This is a genomic window from Streptomyces sp. NPDC058773 (assembly GCF_042746015.1).
GTDB lineage: Bacteria > Actinomycetota > Actinomycetes > Streptomycetales > Streptomycetaceae > Streptomyces.
In genome coordinates this window covers 38,523-61,360 of record NZ_JBHYPE010000011.1, presented here as the reverse complement: position 1 = coordinate 61,360, position 22,838 = coordinate 38,523, and the positions used below count along the sequence as shown (strand labels likewise).

Below are 22,838 nucleotides of genomic sequence, written 5' to 3'. Positions count from 1 at the left end.
AATGGGCCGATCGTAACGGGTGCGTCCCCGTCCCCGTCGCCCTGCTCGTCACCACTCACGGAGGCGGCCGGCGGAGGGAAACGGGGCGACGGGGACGGGGCGAGGGCCGGATGAGGGAGTGGAACGAGAGGGGGCGAGAGGTTGGCGGAAGACCGCCGTTACCCGCCGATGGTGACGTCGATGCAGGCGTAGAAGGCATTCGCGGTGTCGGCGACGTTCCAGACCGCGAGGATCTTCTGTTTGCCGGTGAGGTCGCCGAAGTTGACGGTGTGGGAGACCGTCTCCGGCGGCCGGGCACCTCCGTCGTTGAACTCGGCGACCTTCTTGCCGCCGACGAAGTACTGCCAGGTGCTGGTCGAATGGCGGGCGGTCAGCCGCCAGTTGAAGGTCTGGGAGCTGCCGATCGGGGTGGCCTTCCAGCCCTTGCCGTCGTCGTCGAGCTCCGCGAACTGGCTGTTGCCGCCGCTGCAGCTGGTCAGCCCCTTGGGGCCCTCGACGCTCTGCGGCTCCCACTTGATCGCACCGCACTCGACGGTGCCCGCGGCGCACTGCGCCTGCCGGCTGGGCGGGGAGGACACATAGCCGTGCGCGCTCGCCGGGCTGACCGGCAGGGTGACGACGAGCAGCGGAGCGATGGCCGCACCAATGGCGAGGGCCAGCCTTCGATTTTTGTGCATGTCAACCCTTTCGCGAGGGAGGCCGCCACGCGAGAACAGGGGACCGACGCCCGCCGCGGCGCCGTATGTCCGCCCGGAGGCAGCCTCGTTGGGGGGGGTGGATGACGCGAAGGTGCACATCAATTGGTCTAGACTTTATCTACTGACCGCGTACAGTCAAGAGGGCGGGCGCCTCTCGGCGTATTGCCGCTTCCGCTCCCCGCACCGCCCCGACGGTCTCCCCGTTCAGCGAACCGCCCGCCCGACAGGCGCGCTGGAGCCCCGTACGACCAATTGCGGTGCGAGCCGGACCGTGCGCCGCGGGCCGGAATCTCCGGCGGACGGCCGGTGGGTCAGCAGGCGGGCGGCCTCGGCGGCCAGTTCGGTCACCGGCTGACGGACGGTGGTCAGCGCGGGGTCGGCGAGGCCGGCGAGCGGGATGTCGTCGAAGCCGGTGACCGCGACCTCACCCGGAACGTCCGCACCGAGCTGGCGCAGACGCTGCAGGGCACCGGCCGCGATGAGGTCATTGGCGCAGATCAGGGCGTCCGGCCGGGACGGCAGGACGCGGTCGACGGCGGCGCGTCCCCACTCCACCGAGAAGTCGCCGAGTTCGACGCGGCCCACGGCCGTGGGGTCCAGTGCCGCGGCCCCCGCCTCGTACGCCGCGCGCCGCTCGACCGCCGCGGACGCGGTCCCGGCGGCGCCGACGAAGCAGGGCCGGCGGCGGCCGGTGGCGGCCAGATGATCGAGTACGAGGGCCATCCCGGCCGCGTTGTCGACGGCGACGGAGTCGGCGACGCCGGGGCCACAGCCGCGGTCGAGCAGCACCAGCGGCACCCGGGCGGCCGCGGCAGCCACCGCCTCCCGGCTGCGCCGTTCATCGACCGGTATCAGCAGCAGGGCGTCGACCTGCCGCCCGAGAAGCGCGGCGATCCGGGCCGCCTCGGTCTCCGGGTCGTCGTCGCAGTCGGCGAGCAGCACCGCCCGCCCCTGGGCGTGCAGCGCATGCTCCAGCTCCCGGACGAGTGAGGGGAAGAACGGGTTGGTGATCTGTGGCAGGACGAGACCGACGGTCCCGGTGGAGCGGCTGCGCAGCGCGCGGGCCACCTGGTTGGGCCGGTAACCCAGCCGCTCGGCCGCCTCGCGTACCGTACGGGCGGTCTCGACGCCGACCGGGCGGGTGCCCGCCAGCACGCGGGAGACCGTGGCGACGGAGCAGCCGGACGCCAGCGCGACGTCCTTCAGCGTGACTTCGGCCACCGTCTGCCGGCTCCCTTCGCTCGGTCCGCCCGGACTTCCCTCCGGTCTGCCCGGACCGGAGGGAGCATACGCCGCGCTGCGCGCAGGGCAAACGTTGTCCCGTGAGAGGTGGATCTCCCCTGTGCGGTCGCTGTCATACGTCCCGAAAGCGCCCGGTACGACAGAGATTGAACCGTTGACAACCGGCAGGTCCATGCGTCAAGTTTCCGGAGAACGTTTTCCCATGCCGCTCGCTCGTTGCTGACCTCCCGCCGGGCTCGCCATGGGTGACCGCCGGGCGCGTGGTGCGCCGGAGCCCATACGGCCCGCACCCACCACCCCTTCCGCACCACATTTCCGAGCAGCAGAGCAAAGGGGCTCTTCCGTTGGCCAGAAAGATCATCCTCGACTGCGACCCGGGGCATGACGATGCGATCGCCATGCTCCTGGCACATGGCAATCCCGATGTCGAACTGGTCGCCGTGACGACCGTGGTCGGGAACCAGACGCTGGAGAAGGTGACCCGCAACGCCCTGTCCGTGGCGCGGATCGCCGGGATCACCGGTGTGCCCTTCGCCGCCGGCTGCCCGCGTCCGCTGGTGCGTGAAATCGAGACGGCGCCCGACATCCACGGCGAGACCGGACTCGACGGCCCCGAGCTGCCCGAGCCGGACATCGAGCTGGACCACCGGCACGCGGTGGACCTGATCATCGACACCGTGATGTCCCACGAGCCCGGTGAGATCACCATCGTCCCGACCGCGGGCCTGACGAACATAGCGCTGGCGGTGCGCAAGGAGCCGCGGATCGCGGAGCGGGTCCGTGAGGTCGTGCTGATGGGCGGCGGCTACCACGAGGGCAACTGGAGCGCGGTCGCCGAGTTCAACATCATCATCGACCCCGAGGCCGCGCACATCGTCTTCAACGAGCGCTGGCCGGTCACCATGGTCGGCCTCGATCTGACGCACCAGGCGCTGGCGACCCCCGAGGTCGATGCGAAGATCGCCGCGGTCGGCACCCGCCCCGCCCGGTTCGTCGGTGAGCTGCTGGACTTCTTCCGCGAGGCCTACCGCGAGAACCAGGGCTTCCCGTACCCCCCGGTGCACGACCCGTGCGCGGTCGCCTATGTCATCGACCCGGACGTCATGACCGTACGCAAGGCCCCGGTCGACATCGAGCTGCGCGGCGCGCTGACCGTCGGGATGACGGTCACGGACTTCCGGGCGCCCGCGCCGGAGGACTGCACCACCCAGGTCGCCGTCACGCTCGACCACGAGCGGTTCTGGAACCTGGTCGTGGACGCGCTGGAGCGGATCGGCGACATCGCGGCATGAACGCTCCCACCGACAGGAACACCACCGCCGGGACGGACAGCGTCACCGGGACGAACACCGCCACCGACCGGCGCCCCGCCGAGGGGACCGGCGGCGGGTCCGGGGTCCGTACGGGCGTGCTGGTCGCCGCGCTGCTCGCGGCCTGCTTCGCCTTCCAGCTCAACGCCAGCATGCTCAGCCCCGCGCTGAAGAACATCGAGGACACCCTCGGCGCCAGCTCCGCGGAGATCGGCCTCACCCAGACCGCGTTCTTCACCTCGGCGGCACTGTTCTCGCTCTTCCTGCCGCGGCTGGGCGATGTCATCGGGCGCCGCCGGGTGCTGGCCGGGATGCTCGGTCTGATGGTCGCCGGCTGTGTCGTCGCCGCGCTGGCGACCAGCGTGCCGATGCTGTTCGCCGGGCGCGTCATCCAGGGCGTCTGCGGTCCGGTCGTCCCGCTGTGTCTGATCATGCTGCGGGTGGAGGTGCAGGAGCCGAAGCGGTACGGCACCCTGCTGGGCGTGATCACCGCCGTCAACGGCGGTATCGCAGGGGTCGACTCGCTCGCGGGCGGCTACCTGGCCGACCGTCACGGCTTCTCGTCGGTCTTCTGGGCGATGGCGGTCGTCGCCGCCCTCGCCACCGTCCTGGTCGCCACCCTGACCCCGGAGTCGAAGGCGCCCGCCGCGAACCGGATGGACTGGCCCGGCGTCGCACTGCTGGTGCTCTCGGTCGGTTCGCTGCTGACCGCGCTCAACGAGGCGGGCAAGCTGGCCGCCGCCGACTGGCCGCTGATCGCCGTGCTGCTCGTGGTGGCCGCGGCCGCGTTCGCCCTGTTCTGGCGGACCGAGAACCGCAGCGGGCACCCGCTGGTCGCCACCCGGCACCTCAAGCAGCGTGCGACCTGGGCGACCCTGCTGACCACCGTGCTCACCATGACCGGTGTCTTCGCCGTGATGAACGGGCTGATCCCGGCCTTCGCCCAGGACGCCCAGGCCGGTCTGGGGCTGAGCGCCGAGCAGTCCGCGTGGTGGACGCTGTCGCCGTACGCGCTCGCCGGACTGGCCATGGGCCCGCTGGCCGGCCGTCTCGCAGCGACCTTCGGCTACGGCCGCATCCTGCGGTCCGGCCTGGTCGGGTCGGTCGTGACGGTGGCCCTGATGCTGGTCACGATGCACAGCCACTCGCAGCTCCTGCTGCTGGGCACGTCCGTCCTGGTGGGCATCGCCTACGCGGGCGTGGCGAACATCGTCCTCAACGGGCTGGGCATCGTCCTCTCCCCCAGCGAGAACCCGGGCTTCCTGCCCGGTCTGAACGCGGGCGCCTTCAACCTCGGCGCGGGACTGAGCTTCGCGCTCCTGTACGCGGTCAAGACGGCCGCGTCACCGGCGGACCCGTCGTCGGCCGGCGGGTACACGGCCGGTGTGATCGCGGGCCTGGTCATCCTGGCCGCCGCCATCGCCACGTCCTTCCTGATCCCGAAGCCGGTGGCCGCCGAAGCACAGCGCTGACGCCCCGCCGCACACAACGGACCGCCCGCCGACCGGATTTCCCGGGCGGCGGGCGGTCCCGTTGTGGCGGGCGGTCCCGTTTGCGGCGCCCCGTCAAGGGCGTCCGCGCGCGGTATCCGATGCCCCGCCGAGGAGCCGGGCCACGGCCCGGAAGGGCAGCGTGACGACGGTGGCGACGGCACCGCCGATGGACCTGAGAACATCCGCGATCGCTCGCAGCATGGCTGAACCTCCTTGTGGGCTGAATCTCCGTCATGGCCGTTCGGCAGCACACGCCTTGGCCGCCACGGGCCCGGGGCGAGGGGCGGGAGTGCCGGCCGGGCGCCAGGTCACCCGGGGGTCGCCTCGTCCGTCCAGCGCAGGATGGCGCCGAGCCCGCCGGACGGTGCCCGCTCCGGGTCCCGGACCACCACGATGTCGGCGCCGCTGGCAACCGCCGACCGCACCAGTGCGTCATCCGCCCGTGCGGCGGCCGGATGTGTCTCGCCCAGGTACGGCAACTCCGTTCCCCGTACGCCGAGTTGATCGGCTTCGGCGCCCACCCAGACCTGCCGGGCGATGTCCGAGCCGTGCGGGCTGACCAGCAAGGTGGCGATCCGGTGTTCGCGGGCCGCCTCGACCAGAGCGGGGATACCGGCCGCGGCGTGCGGGGCGCTCTTGCCTCCGGGCCCCGCGCCGGTGCGGAAGCGGTCCGCCACCTGCGCGATGTGCTCCCGTTCCTGAACCGCCCTGACCTGGGCGATGTCCCGGTCCACCAGCGCGCTTTCGGCACCGGGCGCCCGCCCGCCGTGTTCGCTCTCGTACGTGAGGGCGCGCAGCGGTTCGGGCAGTTTGTCGTGCACCAGATGGCGTTCACGGGCGTCGCCGATCAGGACGATGGCCTCGGCACCGCACTCCTCGAACGCCGCGCGCACCGCGTCGGCGATCTCTCCCGCGTTGTGCTCCCAGGTGTTCTCCACCTTGGCGCGGAAGTGCCCTTCGGACCAGTCGCCCGAGGCGGTGCGGTGGAGGGGCCAGTCGGCGCCGCTGACCCGGCCGGCGTCCTCGGTGCCGCGGGTACCGAGGACGGAGAAGTCCGCTCCGGCCCGGTCCAGCCGGACCACGAGGCAGAGCGGATCGTCGCCGACGGCCGCCAGGAAGGGGGTGACTCTGGGCACCGGTCCCCAGGCCGCGAACGGGGTCGCCGGGGGACCGGGAAGCGGGGTGTCGAGCACGATCACTCCATGGGCGGCGAACAGCACCCGCCCGGAGTGCTCGCCCGGTTCGCCTTCGCGCCGGGTGAGCAGCGCTTCGTGCACCGCACCGCAGGTGGCCTCGTCCGCGCCGAGCGCGAACAACTGCGCCGTGGTGGCACTCGCCGTCAACTCTTGCTGTTTCGCGGCGTCCTCGGTGCGGTGCGAGATATCGGCATAGACGGATGCCCAGGGGCCTGGCCGGTCGATGACCGGTTGCAGGAGCGAGAGTCGCATGGCGCTGCCTCCTTGGCTTCCTACGATTCCGTGGATTCTCCCGTTGTGCGGTGGCCGTCATCGGTATGCGGTGGGACTGCTTAAGTGGGCTGCCTTACGAATTCCCGTTCCCGAAAGGCGTATGCATCCAGGGCATATGCATCTGCTGTCACGTTCCGTGCCGGTCCGCGCGATTTCCGTAGGCACGGTTGAAACGGCGCCGCCGGGTTGTTAGGGCTGGGGGACCAGGGAAACTGGGAGTAACGCGACGGGTCCGTATGACTCGTGGAGCGGGAGGCACCCATGGTCATGGAACACGGCACGGACAAGACCGGTCCCGCCCGGGACGACATGATGAAGAAGCAACTACGGGGGCAGATGACGGCGGAGCGCTCGCTGCGCACGGACGAGGAGCATGAACTCCAGCCGGCCGGCGAGGACCAGCCGGTGGCGGCCTGGTCCCCCGAGAGCGAGTTCCGGGGCGGTACGCCGCGCGGGATGACCGAGCAGGACGTCGGGCTGCGCTCCGAACTCGCCCAGCACCTCGGGCGGAGCCTGTACCCGGCCGACAAGAGCGCGATCATCGAGACCCTGCGGCGCAACAACGCACCGGACCGGCTGGTCACCATGGCCGAGCGGCTGCCCGCGCACGAGCGGTTCGGCAATGTGCAGAGCATCGCCGAGGCCGTCGGGCTCGCGACGGAGCACCGGCGCGCCTGAGGCCGGCGCAGGTCCGCTCGTCCTGGCGCTGCCGGGAGCCACCAGGAGGCGGACAATTGGCTGTAGACGCACCTGCCGCACCCCGCGGCCGGGCGAAACGACGGGAAGAGGGAGGGCGGTCATGTCCGACGACGCGATGGGCGACGAGGTCTACCAGCCGCCCAGATCCGATCCCCAGGACAACCCCAACGACCTCGACATGGAGGACGCCCTCGACGAGCCGGACCTCGACGCGACGCTGGACACCGGCTATTCGCCGCCCGAGCGGCCCTTCGTGGTGAACCACGAGGGCACCACCGCGCGGGAGCTGCACGACCGTGAATCGCTGGAGCACCGGCTGTCGGTGGAAGTACCGGACGTCTGCGCACCCGACGGCGACGGGATCGGCGATCTGCCGGGCGGCGTCGGGGAACCGACGGACGTCGAATGCGGCGAGGAGCGGGCCGGCCGGCTGGTGGGCTCCGACGAGGGGTTCTGGCGCGGTGGCAGCAATGACATCGCCGCCCGGGACGTCGGAATCGACGGCGGCGCGGCGTCGGCGGAGGAGGCCGCGGTGCATATCACCCGGGACAATGCGGGGGACGGGGAGCGGGAGGTCTAGCCCCTGGGGCGTGCGACTTCCGGCCTTGCGCGTGTGCCTGATATCCGGGTGTCGGGCGTAAGAGGAGTGCACGCATTTTTTTGGGGTGCGGTCGGCCACCGAGCGTGGTCACTTCGATACCGAAAGCGGTGCCGCTGCGGCAGATATGCCGACCGGCCAGGGATAACGCTGAAGCGAAAACCCTGAAGCCGCTTTCGGACCGTATTTTCGAGCCCTTTCCATCGGCGTGTCAGAGGGCGGCCGTGACCAGCCGCCCGGCCCTCGCTCGGCGTGCCGCCGAGCGGCCGCCACCGTCAGAATGAGAGGGGTCATGTGTACCCGGCCGCACACCGGTTAGCCGACAGGGCAACACGGTGTGCCCGCGTCGGCCGTGGGCCCGTGCCGGACCGTGACCGCGGTTCGGCACGGCGCCAGGGCGTGTCCGTACGGTCCCGTCCGGCTCGCGCGGGCACCGTCCTCGACCGCAGGAGTCCACGTGAAGCGACGTCGTCCTCGGATCGTGATCGTCGGAGCCGGTTTCGCCGGCTACGAATGCGCCCGTACGCTCTCCCGGCAGGCCAAGGGGGCCGCCGAGATCGTGCTCATCAACCCCCATGACTACTTTCTGTATGTGCCGCTGCTGCCGGAAGTGGCGGCCGGCATCCTGGAACCCCGCCGGATCTCGGTGTCGCTCACCGGCACCCTGCCGGACGTCCGGCTCGTCCTCGGTGAGGTCCATGACGTGGACCTCGACGCCCGTCGGGTGGACTACACCGACCCCGAGGACCGGGAGGGCTCCCTGTCCTACGACCGGCTGGTGCTGACCGTCGGCAGTGTCAACAAGCTGCTGCCCGTCCCGGGTGTCGCCGAGCACGCCCACGGCTTCCGCGGAATGCCCGAGGCGCTGTACCTCCGCGACCATCTCACCCGTCAGGTCGAGCTGGCCGGTGCGGCCGAGGACCCGGCCGAGCGGGCCGCCAGAACCACCTTCGTGGTGGTGGGCGCCGGCTACACCGGTACCGAAGTCACCGCCCAGGGCGTGCGGTTCACCGACGCGCTGGTCCGGCAGAACAGCGGGCTGCGGGACGGACCACGCCCCCGCTGGCTGCTGCTGGACCTCGCCGACCGGCTGCTGCCCGAACTCGACGAACGGCTGTCGCGCACCGCCGAGCGGGTGCTGCGGTCCCGCGGCGTCGACGTCCGCACCCGCACCTCCGTCAAGGAGGCGACGCCGGACGGAGTGCTGCTCGACGACGGGGAATTCGTCAGCAGCCGCTCGCTGATCTGGTGTGTGGGCGTACGGCCCGATCCGCTGGTCGAGTCGCTCGGGCTGCCCACCGACAAGGGGCGGCTGTGCGTCGACAAGTTCCTGGGGGTGCCCGGCCGGCCGGAGGTGTTCGCCTGTGGTGACGCCGCGGCCGTCCCCGACCTGACCCGGCCCGGTGAGACGACGCCGATGACCGCGCAGCACGCCCAGCGGCAGGGCAAGGTCGCGGCGCGCAATGTGGCGGCGTCCTGCGGGCAGGGCACCCGGCGCGCCTATGAGCACCGTGACCTGGGCTTCATGGTGGACCTGGGCGGTATCCAGGCCGCGGCGAATCCGCTCCACATCCCGCTGTCCGGACCGCTCGCCGGTGTGATCACCCGTGGCTACCACCTCATGGGAATGCCGGGCAACCGCATCCGGGTGGCGGCCGACTGGCTCCTGGACGCGGTGCTGCCGCGCCAGGCCGTCCAGCTGGGCCTGGTCCGCTCCTGGTCGGTGCCGCTGGACACGGAATCCCCCGAAGTGGCCCGGGTGGCGGGCGGCGGTCCGGACCGTACCTGAGCGCGCAGCGCCGGACGGGCGACACGGAGCGCGCCGCGGCCGCCGGATGCGGCAAAGCCCTGCTTGGCTTGCCCGGGAGTGAGCCGTGCGGTTGGGTGCGGGCGGTTGCCCGCACGCCGTCGGCCCGAGGATTCCGGAGGCGGGAGATGGAGTTGCGGCACGGCTGTCCGGCGCCGGAGGACGCGGTGAGCCCGCCGTTCACGGAGCGCGCCGCACCGGGCGGCCCGCGGGCGTTCCCGGCGCTCCGTGTCGTCGCGCCCGGGATCGAGGGTCCCGAGGACGTGGTGGCCGATGGCGAGGGCGGTCTCTTCGCAGGCGCCGCGGACGGCGCGGTCTGGCGGCTGCGCCTCTCGGCCTCGGGCGAGGTGGCGCAGGCAACCCCCGTGGGACACACCGGCGGCAGACCGCTCGGTCTGCAGCCCCTCCCCGGCGGCGACCTGCTGGTGTGCGACGCCCGGCGCGGGCTGCTGCACCTCGACCCGCGCCGCGGGGCCGTACGGGTGCTCGCCGACGAGGTGGCCGGCGCGCCCCTGCGGTTCTGCAGCAATGCCACCGCCGCGGCGGACGGCACCGTCTACTTCACCGTCTCCAGCCGTCGCCACGGCCTCGACACCTGGCTGGGCGACTTCCTGGAGCACACCGGAACCGGTCAGCTGCTGCGGCTACGGCCCGGCGGCAGACCCGAAGTCCTCTTGGAGGGCCTGCAGTTCGCCAATGGCGTGGCCCTGTCCCCGGACGATTCCTACCTGGTCGTGGCGGAGAGCGGGGCTCGCCGCCTCTGCCGCTACTGGCTCACCGGCCCGCGGGCAGGCACCGCCGACACCCTGGCCGACGGTCTGCCCGGGTACCCCGACAACCTCTCGCGCGGTCCGGACGGCGTGTTCTGGGTCGCGCTGGCCCGGCCGCGGTCCGCCGGTGTGGAGCTGCTGCACGAGCTGCCGCGCCCGGTCCGGCGGACGGCCTGGGAGGTCGCGAAGCGGCTGCGGCTCTCCCTGCCGCCGCATCCGACGGCGCGGGTGCTGGCGGTCCGCCCGGACGGCACGACGGCCTGCGATCTGCGCGCCGTACGGTCGCCGTACCGGATGGTCACCAGTGTCTGCCGGACGGGAAAACTCCTGGTCATGGGCAGTGTCGCGGAGCGCGGGATCGCCGTCTGCGCGCTTCCCGGGGCGGACCGCGCGGCCCCCGCGCGCTGATCCGCCGCGCGCAGCGCATCCGCCGTCGTGGACCGCGCGGTGCCGTTACACCACCCGTTCCGCTCCGGCCTCCTCCTCCTCGGGGAGCCGTACGTCGCTGACCGCGATATTGACTTCCACGACCTCGAGACCGGTCATCCGCTCCACCGCGGAAATCACGTTCTCCCGTACCGCCTGCCCCACTTCGGGGATGACCTCGCCGTACTCCACGACGATGTCCAGGTCCACCGCCGCCTGTTTCTCGCCGACTTCGACCTTGACACCGTGCGTGGTGGTGGTGCCGCCTCCGGGTACGCGTTTGCGCAGCGCTCCCACCGACCGTGAGAGGCCGCTGCCCAGGGCGTGAACTCCGGTCACCTCACCGGCGGCCAGGTAGGCGATCTTCGCGACCACACCGTCGGCGATGGTCGTCCGCCCCAGTTGCCCGGTGTTCCGCGACCCGCGCTCTGCGAACTCGGTCATTGCGCATCACCCCAGTGCTCCATCGAGGGGAAGTCTTCGGCCCTCTCTTCACGCTATGGCCGTACGGGTGACGCTGCCTCCCGAGACGGGCCGCGGCGGCCGCGGGGCCGTCGGCCCGTCCCCCACCTCCCACTTTGCCGATGCGGCAAAGAACCTTGTCATTTTCGCCGCCCCGGGCGGAACATCCCGGCACAGGCGGTACGGCACGGAAACGGCGCCACCGGCCTGCCCGAGGCACACCGACCGAGGAGGATCCATGACCCATGACGCCACCGTCCCGGACGCGGAGTACTGGGACGCCCGCTACGCGCAGAGCGACCGGATGTGGAGCGGCCGCCCCAACTCCGCCCTGGTCCGGGAGGCCGGTGACCTCGCCCCGGGCCGGGCCCTGGACCTGGGATGCGGGGAGGGCGCGGACGCGATCTGGCTCGCCGAGCGGGGGTGGCGGGTCACCGCCGTCGACATCTCCGCCGTCGCCCTCGGCCGGGCGGCCGAACACGCGGCGGCGACCGCGGCCGCCGACCGCATCGACTGGCAGCGGCACGACCTCGGCTCCTCGTTCCCGGCCGGCCGCTTCGATCTCGTCACGGCCCAATTCCTGCACTCCCACGACGCCATGCCGCGCGAGGAGATCCTGCAGCGGGCCGCCGCCGCCGTCGCACCCGGCGGGGTGCTGCTCATCGTCGGACACGCGGGCATGCCCGCCTGGGACCCCGAGTCGGACGTACCGCTGCCCACTCCGGACGAAGTCGTCGAGTCCCTCCGCCTGCCGGACGGAGAGTGGGAGCTGCTGCGCTGCGAGGAGCACCCGAGCTTCCGGACCGATCACGACGGGAATCCGGACCCGCGCACCGACAACACGGTGAAGCTCCGCCGCCGGACCGCCTGACTCCTGCGGCTGCGGCACCGGTGAGCGGCACCCACCCGCACGGATTGCGCCAACTCACGTGCGATGAACGACAGTTGAGCGATGCCGTGCACACGGCTCCACGATAGTGTCTGCCACCGATACCGTCCCGGGCCTGCGGGGACCGGGGGTCGCGGGGGCCCGCGGCGGCCAAGGACATCTGTCAAAAGGGTGCCGCTCCCGGTGGCGGATCCGTATCGTCTGCTCGCGCCGGAGCCTTCTCGCCCCCCGGGATCTCCTCATGAGATCACCCCTGGGCGCCCGTGCCGTCGATGGCAGTGCCAGCAGCTAGGGAGCAAGTGGTGACACCCCTGATCGTACCCGTCATGATCACATTCGGGATATTCCTGCTCGGCATGGTGGCCGTGGGTATCTGGACGTATCAGGACACCGTGACCTTCTCCGATTTCGCCCTGGGCGGCCGCCGGCTGAGCGCACCGCTGGCGACGCTGTCCGCGGGCGCCAGTGATATGTCCGGCTGGCTGTTCCTGGGACTTCCCGGCGCCGTGTACGCGGCCGGGATCGGCGCCTCGTGGATCGCCGTCGGGCTGGCCATCGGCACGTATCTCAACTGGCTGCTGGTCGCGCCGCGGCTACGGACGTACACCGAGCTGGCCGGTGACGCCAAGACGCTCTCGGCGTATCTGGAGGAGCGGTTCGAGGACGGCAGCAGAATGCTGCGGCTGGTCTCGGCGACCGTCACCGTCGTCTTCTTCACCGTCTACGTGGCGAGCGGAATGCTGGCCGGGGGCGTGCTGTTCGAGGGGATCTTCGGCGGCGGCTTCGAGTTCGCACTCACCGTCTTCGCCGTGGTCATCGTCGTCTACACCGTTCTGGGCGGCTTCCGCGCGGTGAGTGTGACGCACTCGATCCAGGCGACGGTGATGTTCGGTGCGGCCGTGGCACTGCCGGCGATCGGCATCGCGACGCTGGGCGGCTTCGGGGCGTTCCATGACGTGCTCACCCGCAAGAGCCCGGCCCTGCTGGACATGGGGGCACAGGCCGGTTTCGACGGCAGCCGGTGGACATCGGGCGGGCCGCTCGGCGCGGTGGCGGTCATCTCCCTGCTGGCCTGGGGACTGGGCTACTTCGGCCAGCCCCACATCCTGGTCCGCTTCATGAGCATCCGCAGCACCCGCGAGATTCCCCGGGCCCGCCGGATCGGCGTGAGCTGGGTGGTCGTCTGCCTGGCGGGTGCCTCGCTGGTGGGCCTGGTGGGGATCGCCGCCCTCGACCAGACGCTGGACAATCCGGAGACGGTCTTCATCGCGCTCTGCGCCCAGTTGGTCAATCCCTGGGTCGCCGGCATTCTGCTGGTCGGTGTGCTGGCCGCGATCAAGTCCACCGCGGACAGCCAGCTGCTGGTCTCGGCGATGGCCCTCACCGAGGACTTCTACCGGGCGTTCGTCAAGCGGCAGGCCTCGGACGCGTCCATGGTGCTGGCGGCGCGCGCGACGGTGGTCGTGGTCGCCCTGGTCGCGTACGTCATCGCGCTCAGCGGCGGCGCCGTGCTGGACATCGTCGCGTACGCCTGGGCGGGCTTCGGTGCGGCCTTCGGGCCGGTGATCCTGCTGTCGCTCTACTGGCCGCGGATGACCCGGGCCGGGGCGATGGCCGGCATCGTCACCGGCGCGGCCACCGTCGTCCTGTGGAAGCACATCGACCCGCTGCTCGGGCCGCTCCGGTCCGGCATCTACGAGATGGTGCCGGGCGTCGTCGCGGCCACGGCGGCGGCGCTGCTGTTCGGCAAGTTCGTCGGCCGCCCGCCGCGCCGCATCTGGACGGGCGCCATGGAGCGGAAGCACGCCGGCGCGGTACCGGTCGGCTGAGGCGGCCGGCACCAGGATGCGGGCCGGCCGGGTCAGCGATTCCCGTCGGCGGCGCACGGCGGGCCCTGCTCCTGGGTCGCCAGCCCCTGCCGGTAGGCGCCGCAGGCGACCACCGAGACCGCCCCCTTGGCACCCTGGCGCAGCAGCACGAAGGTCTTGTCGGGCGGGGCCGTGTTGGCGCCCGCCTGGTAGGCGATGTAGCCGGTCGCCCCGTCGAAGGTCATACCGCTGGAGAGCGCGGTCAGCATGGACCGGCGGTCGGCGTGCTTGTCGCGGTAGGTGACATCGGCCGCCCGGGAGAGGACATGGAAGGCGTCGTACGCGACCGCCGCATGCCCGTCCTGGCGCCAGGGGTCGGCACCTTGCGTGGTGGTGCGCACGAAGCGGTCATAGGCGTCGACGAACTGCCGGGTCTTGTCGCTCGCCCGCCGGTCCGTGACCGGGATGCGGTGCGACGAGTAGTAGAGCCGCAGCCAGCGCTTGTCGCTGAACGAACCGGTCTGCGCCACCATCGTCAGCTCGTTGCCGCCCAGCACGGTGAGATCGTCCTCGATACACGTCCCCTGCGTGTTCAGGGCGTTGATGAAGGCGATGAAGTCACGGGCGCGCGCGGACCAGAACACGATGGATCGCGGCTGCGCCTTCAGCGCCCGGCACACCGTGCCCGCCAGGTCGTGCGCGCTGGTCACCCGGGGGGTGCCGGCGGGCGCACGCCGGAAGTCGCCGTTCTGCGCGAAGTTGATGACCTGCGACCGGCCGGGGAAGTCGTGGCTGAACTTCTCCGTCAGGCTTCTGCTGTACAGATCCGCCGGGCTCTGCACGATGACGGCCTGTTCGGCGGTGGTGCATCCGGCCTGTCCGTTCCGCCGCGCCACGATGTCGAACCGGCTCGCGAAGTCCGCCTCGATCCGGGACTCCGTGCTGTTGGCCGGTGCGAAGGGCCAGTAGCTCTGATTGTCCCCGTCCAGCATCTCGTCGGCGGTGGCCGTGGTCCCGAGGGTGGGGATCCCCGCCGCGCCGAGCACCTTCAGGGCGGCCCGGGTCTCGTCCCTGCTCTGGGAGTACCCGAGGACGCCGATGACCTGCTCGTAGGGCTTCCGGGGGCGGCCGTCACCCTGCTCGGCCACCAGCTTCCGTGCTTCCTGCTCGGCGTCCTGGAAGTCCTTTCCCGTGGTGCGTACCTCCACCCGCAGCGGCACCCGGGTGTCGTCGGAAATGGCCTCGTCGTTCAACTGCCGCTGCCACAAGGCGATTCCGCGCAGTTCGGGGATGCTGCCGTCGAACCGGGTGTTGATCTCGGTGGTCGGCCGGTTCGACTCGAAGGCCACGACGGTGCGGACCGTCCGGCCGGCGTCCACGGCGAGGGCCTCGGCCCGCTTGTTCTCCTTGCGGATCGCGTCGGCGGCGGCGTCGTACCACTCCTTGGGCCGGACGCTGACCGGCTCGGCCTGCGCGGACGCGGCGACGGAGTCGTCTCCGCCGACACAGGGATGGGCCTGCGGCCCCCGGATCACACCGGCGGCCCAGACGCCGAGCACGGCCGCGGACGCCACCGCTCCGGCCGTCACCAGCGAGGTCGTGGTCTGCCAACTCGTGTTGAACGTCTTCGGGTTCACCCGGAGAATGGGCAGCCCGTGCCGGGTCAGCGGCTCCTCCCGCAGCGTCACCAGGACCGGCCGGCCGTCCTTCTGGGTCAGCTGGAGTCCCGCCTGGGTGAAGTTGCTTTCCTCAGGGTTGCCGAGCTCCGCCAGCAGCGTGTCCGAGGGCCGGCCCACCGCGATGACCAGCGGGCCCGGCGGCTGTGCCGCGGCATGCGCCCGGTGGAACGCCCGCAGCATCCGTTCGGCCTGCACCGCCCCCGCCGTCCCCTCCGGAGGCACCTCCACCACGAGTACGGGCCGGGCGGTCCGGCGCCGCCGCCGGGGCAGCAGCCGGCCGGGCGACGGCACCCGCAGATCCTCCAGCAGCGCCCGCACCAGCAGGTCCTCCAGCCGCTGGAGCGACTCCTCCCGCTGGGGGTGGGACGCGTCGAGCGCCAGCCGCACCACCTGCCGCCGGGCCATGTCGTCCAGCACCCGGAAGAGGTTCTCCTTGCCGCGCTCGGCGTTGAGTTCGGCGCCGAGCCACCGCTCGCGGCGGAACGGCGAAAGGCGCATCGGCCGGACGAGCTGACGGGTCTTGCGCAGCGCCCACCACCAGCGCGGGAAGGTCTGGGTGAGCGGTACCCACAGGAGGCCGAGCAGCCAGCCGTAGAAGCTGTCGCCCGGCGGGTTCTCACCACCGCCGAGCTTCCAGAGCACGGCCGGCAGCCCGCCCCGCTGGACCCGTTGCGCATAGGCCTTGTCACGTAACGCCTTGGCGCCGATGGCCGCTCCGGTCCCGGTTCCGTGTGCCATGACCTCCGCGATCACATCGCGGAGCAGCGAGAAATGCGGAAGGCGGTCGGGAATCATGTGCCGGGGAATCCCGTATCCGAGCCGCTCCCCCGCCACAGCGGCCAGCAGGCCGGTGTCCGCCGCCCCGGCTTCCAGCACCGCGTGGGGGACGAGCTTCCCCATGTCATCGAGCGGCTGCCGTAACGCCTCGACGACGCGGCGGACCCGCCGCTCGTACTCGTCGCCGCTCCCCGGCACCCGTAACAGGAACAGCGGCGGCTTGGTCGACAGATACTCGCGGTCCGCGGGAGCCACCACCGTGGGGAACTGCGCGACGAAGGTGTCGGCACCGGTGTCGTCAGGAAAATGCGCGGGCACACCGAAAGGCACGGTCATGATTCCCCCGAATTCAAGTCACCCCACCCACAAGTGACATGAACCATATCCGTATGCCCCTGCAATAAACCGGGAACCGTGTCAACTCCCCACCCGACTCATGCGATCACCCGAGCCCCGCGCGCAATACTGCGCAGGCCGCCATACGCACGCTCCCGACTCCCCGCCAACTACGGCCACGTCCGCACAACTTGCGCTCCCCCTGCGGTCGTTACACCCCACTCCGCGTGGTAATCACCCCAAGCGAGCCGCTCCACAGCGTGCCGACACCTTCACACCAAGTGAGCGATCCGTCCGAATGGCGGGCGTTCACGTCGTACGCACAACACGCCCCCCAGACTCGTGTGGCTCACCTGACGTCTCACCCAATGAACAGGCACGACCATGAGTCGGACTAATACCCGGTCCCCCCAGAACGCTCCGGAGGCCGGGCAGAACTCCGAGTCCGTGTTGTCACACGGCCTCAAGCAGCGCCATTTGTCAATGATCGCGCTCGGCGGAGTCATCGGCGCGGGGCTCTTCGTAGGCTCCGGAGTCGGCATCGCCGCCGCCGGACCGGCCATCGTCCTCCTCTTCATGGGTACCGGTGCGCTGGTCATGCTGATCATGCGGATGCTCGGCGAGATGTCCGCGGCCCGGCCGTCCACCGGCTCGTTCTCGGTGCACGCCGAGGAAGAGGTCGGCTCCTGGGCCGGTGCCACCTCGGGCTGGATGTACTGGCTGATGCTCTGCGCCGGTGTGGCCGCCGAGGCCACCGCGGCGGGCTCGATCATGCACAACTGGGTCACGTTCATCCCCGCCTACGGCTGGGTGGCGATCTTCATGGCGTTCTTCTGCGGCAGCAACCTGACCGCCGTGAAGAACTTCGGCGAGTTCGAGTTCTGGTTCTCCGCCATCAAGGTCGCCACGATCGTCGCCTTCCTCGTGCTGGGCGTGCTGGGCATCCTCGGGGTGTTCGGCGACGCGCCCGGCACCAGCAACCTCACCGACCACGGCGGCTTCTTCCCGGGCGGCGCCGCAGGGCTCGCCGCCGGACTGCTGACCACGATCTCCGGCTTCGCCGGGCTGGAGACCGTCACCATCGCGGCGGCGGAGTCGGACAACCCCAGCCGGAACGTGGCCCGCGCCGTCCGCACCGCCGTCTGGCGCATCGCACTCTTCTACATCGGCTCGATGGCAGTGGTCGTCACCCTGGTGCCGTGGAACAACCCGCGGGTCGCCACGGACGGCCCGTACGTCACGGTGCTCGACAAGCTCGGTATCCCGGCGGCCGGCACGATCATGCAGGTCGTGGTGCTGGTGGCGCTGCTGTCCGCGATGAACGCCAACATCTACGGCTCGTCGCGCATGGCCTACTCCCTCGTCCACCGGGGCCAGGGGCCGCGCTTCCTGGCCAAGGTCACGAACGGTGTGCCCATGGCTGCCGTGCTGGCGTCCTGTGTCTTTGGCTTCGCGGCCGTGATCGCCGGAATCGTCTGGCCGACCACCGTGTTCACCTGGCTGCTGAACATCGCCGGCTGCGCGGTGCTGGTCGTCTGGTCCATCGTCTGCCTGACCCAGCTGAAGATGCGCCGCCGCCTGGAGCGCGAGGCACCCGAGCTGCTCTCGGTGCGGATGTGGGGCTTCCCCTATCTGACCTGGGTCGCGTTCGCCGCCATCCTCGGAGTGTTCGCGGTCATGGCCGCGAGCGAGGACGGGCGTCAGCAGCTCCTCGGCACGGCCGTCGTGGTCGCCGCGCTGGCCGGCGCCGGTCACCTCAAGCAGCTCCGCGACCGGCGGGCCGCCACCGAGAGCTGAGCGCGGCTCGGCGCGGCGAACCAGGGCGGTCAGATGCCGTCGGGGCCGCGCCAGACATTGTCGAAAGCCGCTTTCTCGAGGGCCCGGCGCTGCCGTTCGGCCTCCAGCTCCCGGACCGCATCATGAACGGCGGCGAGCACGGTGATGACCGCTTCGTCGGTCACATCGGGCTCGTCGCCGTTCTGCGTGCCGTCGAGGCCCGCTGCGGTGGCCAGGGCGGTGAGCACGGACTCGTGCGCGGTCCAGCGGTCCGTGGCCTGGCGGCGAGCGGGGGTATCCGTGAGCACCGTCCGGTCGCTCCGGAAGGGCCGCCAGCGGCGGTGTTCCCTGGTGAGCTGCCCTTCGTCCTCGAAGGCGGCCAGATAGGCCGCCGCCAGTCCGTGACCCCTGCGCCACAGCCAGTCGTCGACCGACTCGTACGGCGCCTCCTGGGCGAGTGAGGACGCGGCCTGGTCCAGCAGGCGGTCCGGGATCGCCGGCCGGTAACCCGGCACGATCCGGTCGCCCTCCAGTCGGGCGGCCTCGGAGCCGAGCAGATCGATCAGCTCGGCCCCGGCGAGCACGAGGGACAGATCACCGCGTTCCAAGGACCGGCCGGACTCCCTGTCCATGGCGACGATCAGCAGATCCCGCGGTGTGGTCATGGACGGCTCCCTGCCTCGTCGGCAGCCCGCCCACGTCGCCGACCGCCCGTCCTGCCTCCGCCAACGGGCCGGTCGGGCCGCTCAGGCCGGGTACCGGTCTCCGGTCCCATGGTCGCGCTTCCGGCAGCTGTTCGCCCGCCGACCGTCCATGGCTCCCGGCACTCGCGAGACATGCGGTCCGCCTCCCGGAGTTCGCCCTCCGCCCCGCCCTGTCCGGATCTGCCCGAAATCCAGTGATGAATGAGCAAACCGACTGCTAATGTCGCCAGTTCATCTACTTCAAGGACTGCGCATGACCATGCCCACGCCACCCGACGGCCGGCAGCCCGGTGACCGGATACCGGACGACCACGACCCGTGGCGCCCGCCGCCGCCCGGAGCGCCTGCCGCTTCCCCCTGGGCGCCGTACCCGCCGGCCCCCACACCGGCACCGCAGTCCCGCAACGGCATGGGCCTCACCGCCCTGGTGCTCGGCATCGTCGGCGTCGTCCTCGGTCTGCTCGTCATCCTGTTCTGGCTGTCCTGGCTGCCGGCCCTGCTGGCGGTCGTCTTCGGCTCCATCGGGCTGAGCCAGGCCCGCAGGGGCCGGGCGACGAACAAGGGAATGGCGCTGACCGGTGTCGTCCTGGGCGCGGCCGGTCTGCTGGTCGCGGCCGGCGGCGCGGTCCTCACCGTCACCGCGGTGCAGAAGGTCGCCGACAAGGCGCGCGCCGAGGTCGCAGACGTGAAGGCCTCCGCATCGGCGTCGGAAAAGGCCCGGCACCTCGCGTTCGGCGAGTCCTACACCTTCGAGAACGGGCTGAAGGTCACGATCACCGAGCCGAAGCCGTACATCCCGGACGACTATGTCCTCGGGCACGCCAAGGGCAACAAGGCCGTCCAGGTCACGGTCAGGGTGGTCAACACCGGCACCGCACGGGTCAAGGTGGACACCGGGCTGCCCGAGGTCAGCGATGCCGACGGGGCCTCGGCGGAGCTGCTGATCGACGGCAGCGGACGACAGAAGGTCATCACCGGTTACGTCCTCCCCGGTAAGGAAGCCGTCGGGAAGTACGCCTTCTCGCTGCCGCCCGACGCCGCCGACCGCATCGAGGTCGAGTTCAGCCCGGACGCCATGCAGTGGAAGGACGCCTCCTGGAGCGGGCCACTTAACTGACGGTACGTCACAATCCGTTGTGCCAGGGCGCGTTGCTGCACCCTCAGCTACTCCCCCGCACCTCCACCACCTGCTTGCCCACCACACCGCCCCGCTCGAACGCCTGGTGCGCCGAGGCGATGCCGGCCAGCGGATACACGCTGTCGATGACGGGCTTCAGTCCGCCGGAGGTCACATATCCGGCGCGTTCACCGGCCTTGAGATGCAGCGTGTCCCGCAGCGCCGTCAGCGCCGTCAGCGCCGTCGTTCCCGCGACGACCAGGGAGGCCGCCTCGACCGACGCGAGGTCCGCCGGTGCGGGCCCGATGCGGTCCGCGGTCACCACGACGTATTCGGCGGCGCCTGCGACGGTGTGCCGCTTGAGCGGGTGCACCGTGCCCCACACCCGGTCGCCCGCCTGGTGTTGGAGGGACCTCGGCACCGGTCGCGGCGACGACACCGGCGAAGTCCAGCCCCACCCCCATCGGGAACCGGCGCCCGGTCACGACCCGCAGCCCCCCGGAGCGAACGATGGTGTCGAGCCCGTTCACACTTGCCGCCTCGACCGATACCAGGACCTCATCCGCACGGGGAGCGGGGCGCTCAACGTCGTTGATCCGCAGGGTGTCCGGTGCACCGAAGCCGGTGATCTGTGTGGGCCTCGCCGCAGTCCACCTCGCCCCGGCCGACGATCCGTGCGTCGGGGAACCGCTCGGCCAGTTTGGGCACTTCGTGCGCGTGCCGCGGCAGGGTCGTTGGGCGGCAGCTCCTCGGCGCGGACCGTGAACGGGGGTTGCACGACGGTGATGTTGTGGAGGCAGCCGCCGCCGTGAACCATCCGGTCGGGCGGCAGTGTCCAGAAGCCGGGATCGTTCATGGACGACACCGTAGTGCGGAACACCGGGCCAGGGGCGCTGACTTGGGTCAGTGGAGCTGGCGAAGGTGATCACGCAGGGTGCGGGCGATGTGGGCCATCAGGGCTTCGGCTCCGGGCTGTGAACTGGCGGGTACCAGCGATTCGGTGAGGGCCGCGACGGCGAAGGTCTGGCCGTCGGAGTGCTCGACGACTCCGATCTCGTGGCGGAGGTTGAGCAGAGTGCCCGTCTTGGAGGACCAAGTGGTCGCATCGGAGCTGAAGTCCGGGGCGAGCCGGTGCCGCAGCAGGTTCTGGGCCATGAGGCCGCGTACCCGCTCGGCCACCTGTGGGTGGATGGCGGACGGGGTCCACAGGGCCTGCAGCAGGTCGACGAAGGCGCGGGCGCTGCCGGTGTTGGCACGGGAGGTGTCGAGCTGCGGAACCCGGTGGCCGCCGCCGCTGGTGCCGGCATCGATGGCGAGGGCATGGGCAAGGTGCGCCTGGGCGGCGTCGAAGCGTTCCGCGGGCGTATCGGTCAGCTCGTCGATGGTGTGGCGGACGGTGATGCCGTCGAGGCCGAGTTCGCGGAGAAGGGCGGCGACCTGGGCGGGCGGGGTGAGGTCGAACAGCGCGTCGGCCGCCGTTCCGTCACTCAGGCAGGTGCTCAGATAGAGCAGGTCGTCGATCGCGATCCGGGCGGGGTGACGAAACCGGCTCAAGCCGGTGGGGCCGGGTGCGGTGATCCTGCCGGGTCGCACTTCGAGCGGCATCGCTCCGTCCAGCTCGCCGCGCCGGATGCGCTCGGCGGTCGCGAGCGCGAGCGGGACCTTGACCAGGGAAGCGGCGGGCAGCTGGGTGTCCGGCTCGATCCCGATCTCCTCGCCGGTATGCAGATCACGTACGAACAGGCAGCCGTGCAGCCCGCCGTCGTCGAGCTGCCGGCGCAGGTCGCGGAGCAGGGTCTCGGTGTTCACTACGGCTCTCCGCCCGTGGTGCGGGCCCGTTGGTGGTCTGCGCCGAGGCAGCGGGCGATCGCGTCGCCCAGGCGGGCCTGGATGTGCTGTGGGGTGCCGGCCGCGGCGGCGGTCAGGGTGAAACCGCGACTGAGGGTGATTCCGCCCATCGGGCGCCAGATCAGGTCCAGTTCCGCCGCCTGCGCGGGTGAGCACAGCAACAGGTCGCCGGAGCACAGGACTTCCGCCGCGGCCGTGGGCAGGTCCGCCGCGACGGCGAGCTGTGCGGGCCGCAGACCCACCGCGTCACGCAGTCGCGTCAGCGGGTCCCGGATGTGCGGCACATCGTCCTCCGGCTGGATCCAGACGCGGCGGACGCGGTCCGGGCCGCCCCGGGAGACCCGGAGCGTTTCGAGGTGGACGCGCTTCCTGCCGGGGTCCTCCGCGCCGGCCAGGCCGAGCGGCACGGACCAGGTCGCCTCGGGCGGCGGCACCGCGAGCACACCGGCCCGGACCTGCTGGGAGTGGATGAGCTCCATCCGCTCCGCCGGTGCCGCGACGCGGAGGTCGAGTGTGATGCCGTACCCGCGGGCTTCGGCGACGAGGCGGGCGAGAGCGGCCGTGGAGCAGATGCCGGGCACCGCGAGCCGCCACGGTTTGCGCTGGGCGGCCTCCGCCTCGTCGAGCAGCACATCGGCCGCCTGCACCAGCCTCCTCGCGATCGGCAGCATGTCCCGTCCGAAGGGCGTGAGGACCGCTCGCCGGGCGGTGCGCTGGAACAGCTGCTCACCCAGGCATTCCTCCAGGGCGGCGACGCGACGACTGGCCACCGACTGGGACATCCGGGCGGCTGCGGCGCCGACGGTGAAGGTGCCGCGATCGCTCACGCTCACAAACGCACGGCACGCTCCCACCAGGTCCACAGCCGCAGCCTATGCCAGATCGGCATGAAAAGGCGCATCAGCGTATTGGCTCGCATAGCCACCCCGG

General features: G+C 71.3%; 21 protein-coding genes and 1 pseudogene. 10 read left to right on the top strand and 12 right to left on the bottom strand.

Annotated features, from left to right (window positions below):
• Positions 1 to 158: 158 nt before the first annotated feature.
• Positions 159 to 677: a lytic polysaccharide monooxygenase auxiliary activity family 9 protein gene (locus tag ACFW5B_RS12580; protein WP_386437452.1), complete on the bottom strand. Its 519-nt coding sequence runs from the start codon at positions 675 to 677 to the stop codon at positions 159 to 161.
• A 225-nt stretch (positions 678 to 902) separates the two neighbouring features.
• Positions 903 to 1,919 carry a LacI family DNA-binding transcriptional regulator gene (locus tag ACFW5B_RS12575; protein ID WP_386437449.1) on the bottom strand — a complete coding sequence of 339 codons (1,017 nt, stop codon included), beginning with the start codon at positions 1,917 to 1,919 and terminating at the stop codon, positions 903 to 905.
• A 365-nt stretch (positions 1,920 to 2,284) separates the two neighbouring features.
• Between ACFW5B_RS12575 and ACFW5B_RS12570 the strand changes: the two genes are divergently transcribed.
• Both ACFW5B_RS12570 and ACFW5B_RS12565 read left to right on the top strand, forming a co-directional pair.
• Positions 2,285 to 3,232 carry a nucleoside hydrolase gene (locus tag ACFW5B_RS12570; RefSeq protein ID WP_386437447.1) on the top strand — a complete coding sequence of 316 codons (948 nt, stop codon included), beginning with the start codon at positions 2,285 to 2,287 and terminating at the stop codon, positions 3,230 to 3,232.
• On the top strand, positions 3,229 to 4,722 hold the full coding sequence (locus ACFW5B_RS12565) for an MFS transporter (RefSeq protein WP_386437444.1): 1,494 nt from the start codon (positions 3,229 to 3,231) through the stop codon (positions 4,720 to 4,722). The genes ACFW5B_RS12570 and ACFW5B_RS12565 overlap by 4 nt, the downstream gene beginning before the upstream one ends.
• Before the next feature lie 93 nt (positions 4,723 to 4,815).
• Here the strand turns inward: ACFW5B_RS12565 and ACFW5B_RS12560 are convergent, their stop codons facing one another.
• Together ACFW5B_RS12560 and ACFW5B_RS12555 are read right to left on the bottom strand one after the other, a co-directional pair.
• A complete protein-coding gene (locus tag ACFW5B_RS12560) occupies positions 4,816 to 4,944 on the bottom strand; it encodes an LPFR motif small protein (protein WP_386437441.1) in 129 nt (42 codons plus the stop codon).
• Between the two features lie 107 nt (positions 4,945 to 5,051).
• Positions 5,052 to 6,191, bottom strand: a complete 1,140-nt coding sequence (locus ACFW5B_RS12555; protein ID WP_386437438.1) for a Vms1/Ankzf1 family peptidyl-tRNA hydrolase — start codon at positions 6,189 to 6,191, stop codon at positions 5,052 to 5,054.
• Positions 6,192 to 6,473: 282 nt separating this feature from the next.
• On the opposite strand from ACFW5B_RS12555, the gene ACFW5B_RS12550 reads away from it, so the two are divergent.
• From ACFW5B_RS12550 to ACFW5B_RS12535, 4 genes are all read left to right on the top strand, one after another.
• A complete protein-coding gene (locus tag ACFW5B_RS12550; RefSeq protein WP_386437435.1) occupies positions 6,474 to 6,890 on the top strand; it encodes a DUF2795 domain-containing protein in 417 nt (138 codons plus the stop codon).
• A 121-nt stretch (positions 6,891 to 7,011) separates the two neighbouring features.
• Positions 7,012 to 7,491, top strand: a complete 480-nt coding sequence (locus tag ACFW5B_RS12545; protein ID WP_386437433.1) for a DUF5709 domain-containing protein — start codon at positions 7,012 to 7,014, stop codon at positions 7,489 to 7,491.
• 499 nt (positions 7,492 to 7,990) lie between these two features.
• Positions 7,991 to 9,298, top strand: a complete 1,308-nt coding sequence (locus tag ACFW5B_RS12540; protein ID WP_386437809.1) for an NAD(P)/FAD-dependent oxidoreductase — start codon at positions 7,991 to 7,993, stop codon at positions 9,296 to 9,298.
• Positions 9,299 to 9,450: 152 nt separating this feature from the next.
• Positions 9,451 to 10,494, top strand: a complete 1,044-nt coding sequence (locus tag ACFW5B_RS12535; protein WP_386437806.1) for an SMP-30/gluconolactonase/LRE family protein — start codon at positions 9,451 to 9,453, stop codon at positions 10,492 to 10,494.
• A 45-nt stretch (positions 10,495 to 10,539) separates the two neighbouring features.
• Here the strand turns inward: ACFW5B_RS12535 and ACFW5B_RS12530 are convergent, their stop codons facing one another.
• Complete coding sequence (locus ACFW5B_RS12530) at positions 10,540 to 10,956, bottom strand: Asp23/Gls24 family envelope stress response protein (protein ID WP_386437430.1); 417 nt, start codon at positions 10,954 to 10,956, stop codon at positions 10,540 to 10,542.
• Between the two features lie 256 nt (positions 10,957 to 11,212).
• Here ACFW5B_RS12530 and ACFW5B_RS12525 point away from each other — a divergent pair, with 256 nt between their 5' ends.
• A complete protein-coding gene (locus tag ACFW5B_RS12525; RefSeq protein WP_386437427.1) occupies positions 11,213 to 11,845 on the top strand; it encodes a class I SAM-dependent methyltransferase in 633 nt (210 codons plus the stop codon).
• 344 nt (positions 11,846 to 12,189) lie between these two features.
• Positions 12,190 to 13,692, top strand: coding sequence for a sodium/proline symporter PutP (gene putP, locus ACFW5B_RS12520; RefSeq protein WP_386437424.1), 1,503 nt, complete (start codon positions 12,190 to 12,192; stop codon positions 13,690 to 13,692).
• A gap of 32 nt (positions 13,693 to 13,724) precedes the next feature.
• Here the strand turns inward: putP and ACFW5B_RS12515 are convergent, their stop codons facing one another.
• Positions 13,725 to 16,463, bottom strand: coding sequence for an ABC transporter substrate-binding protein (locus ACFW5B_RS12515; RefSeq protein WP_386437420.1), 2,739 nt, complete (start codon positions 16,461 to 16,463; stop codon positions 13,725 to 13,727).
• A gap of 384 nt (positions 16,464 to 16,847) precedes the next feature.
• On the opposite strand from ACFW5B_RS12515, the gene ACFW5B_RS12510 reads away from it, so the two are divergent.
• A complete protein-coding gene (locus ACFW5B_RS12510) occupies positions 16,848 to 18,260 on the top strand; it encodes an amino acid permease (RefSeq protein WP_386437417.1) in 1,413 nt (470 codons plus the stop codon).
• Positions 18,261 to 18,289: 29 nt separating this feature from the next.
• On the opposite strand, the gene ACFW5B_RS12505 is transcribed toward ACFW5B_RS12510, so the two are convergent.
• Positions 18,290 to 18,904, bottom strand: a complete 615-nt coding sequence (locus tag ACFW5B_RS12505) for a GPP34 family phosphoprotein (RefSeq protein WP_386437414.1) — start codon at positions 18,902 to 18,904, stop codon at positions 18,290 to 18,292.
• 292 nt (positions 18,905 to 19,196) lie between these two features.
• On the opposite strand from ACFW5B_RS12505, the gene ACFW5B_RS12500 reads away from it, so the two are divergent.
• Positions 19,197 to 20,060: a DUF4190 domain-containing protein gene (locus ACFW5B_RS12500; RefSeq protein WP_386437411.1), complete on the top strand. Its 864-nt coding sequence runs from the start codon at positions 19,197 to 19,199 to the stop codon at positions 20,058 to 20,060.
• Positions 20,061 to 20,103: 43 nt separating this feature from the next.
• Here ACFW5B_RS12500 and ACFW5B_RS12495 read toward each other — a convergent pair whose 3' ends face one another.
• The 5 genes and pseudogenes from ACFW5B_RS12495 to ACFW5B_RS12475 all read right to left on the bottom strand — a co-directional run bounded on the left by ACFW5B_RS12495 (position 20,104) and on the right by ACFW5B_RS12475 (position 22,741).
• On the bottom strand, positions 20,104 to 20,499 hold the full coding sequence (locus tag ACFW5B_RS12495) for a zinc-binding dehydrogenase (RefSeq protein ID WP_386437408.1): 396 nt from the start codon (positions 20,497 to 20,499) through the stop codon (positions 20,104 to 20,106).
• Positions 20,500 to 20,512: 13 nt separating this feature from the next.
• A pseudogene (locus ACFW5B_RS12490) lies at positions 20,513 to 20,590 on the bottom strand (hypothetical protein); the annotation flags it as partial.
• Positions 20,587 to 20,916, bottom strand: coding sequence for a DUF6333 family protein (locus ACFW5B_RS12485; protein ID WP_386437405.1), 330 nt, complete (start codon positions 20,914 to 20,916; stop codon positions 20,587 to 20,589). The gene ACFW5B_RS12485 and the pseudogene ACFW5B_RS12490, both read right to left, overlap by 4 nt.
• 47 nt (positions 20,917 to 20,963) lie before the next feature.
• Positions 20,964 to 21,869, bottom strand: coding sequence for a serine hydrolase (locus ACFW5B_RS12480; protein WP_386437401.1), 906 nt, complete (start codon positions 21,867 to 21,869; stop codon positions 20,964 to 20,966).
• Positions 21,869 to 22,741, bottom strand: a complete 873-nt coding sequence (locus ACFW5B_RS12475) for a LysR family transcriptional regulator (RefSeq protein WP_386437398.1) — start codon at positions 22,739 to 22,741, stop codon at positions 21,869 to 21,871. Before ACFW5B_RS12475 ends, ACFW5B_RS12480 begins: the two co-directional genes overlap by 1 nt.
• Between the last annotated feature and the right edge of the window lie 97 nt (positions 22,742 to 22,838).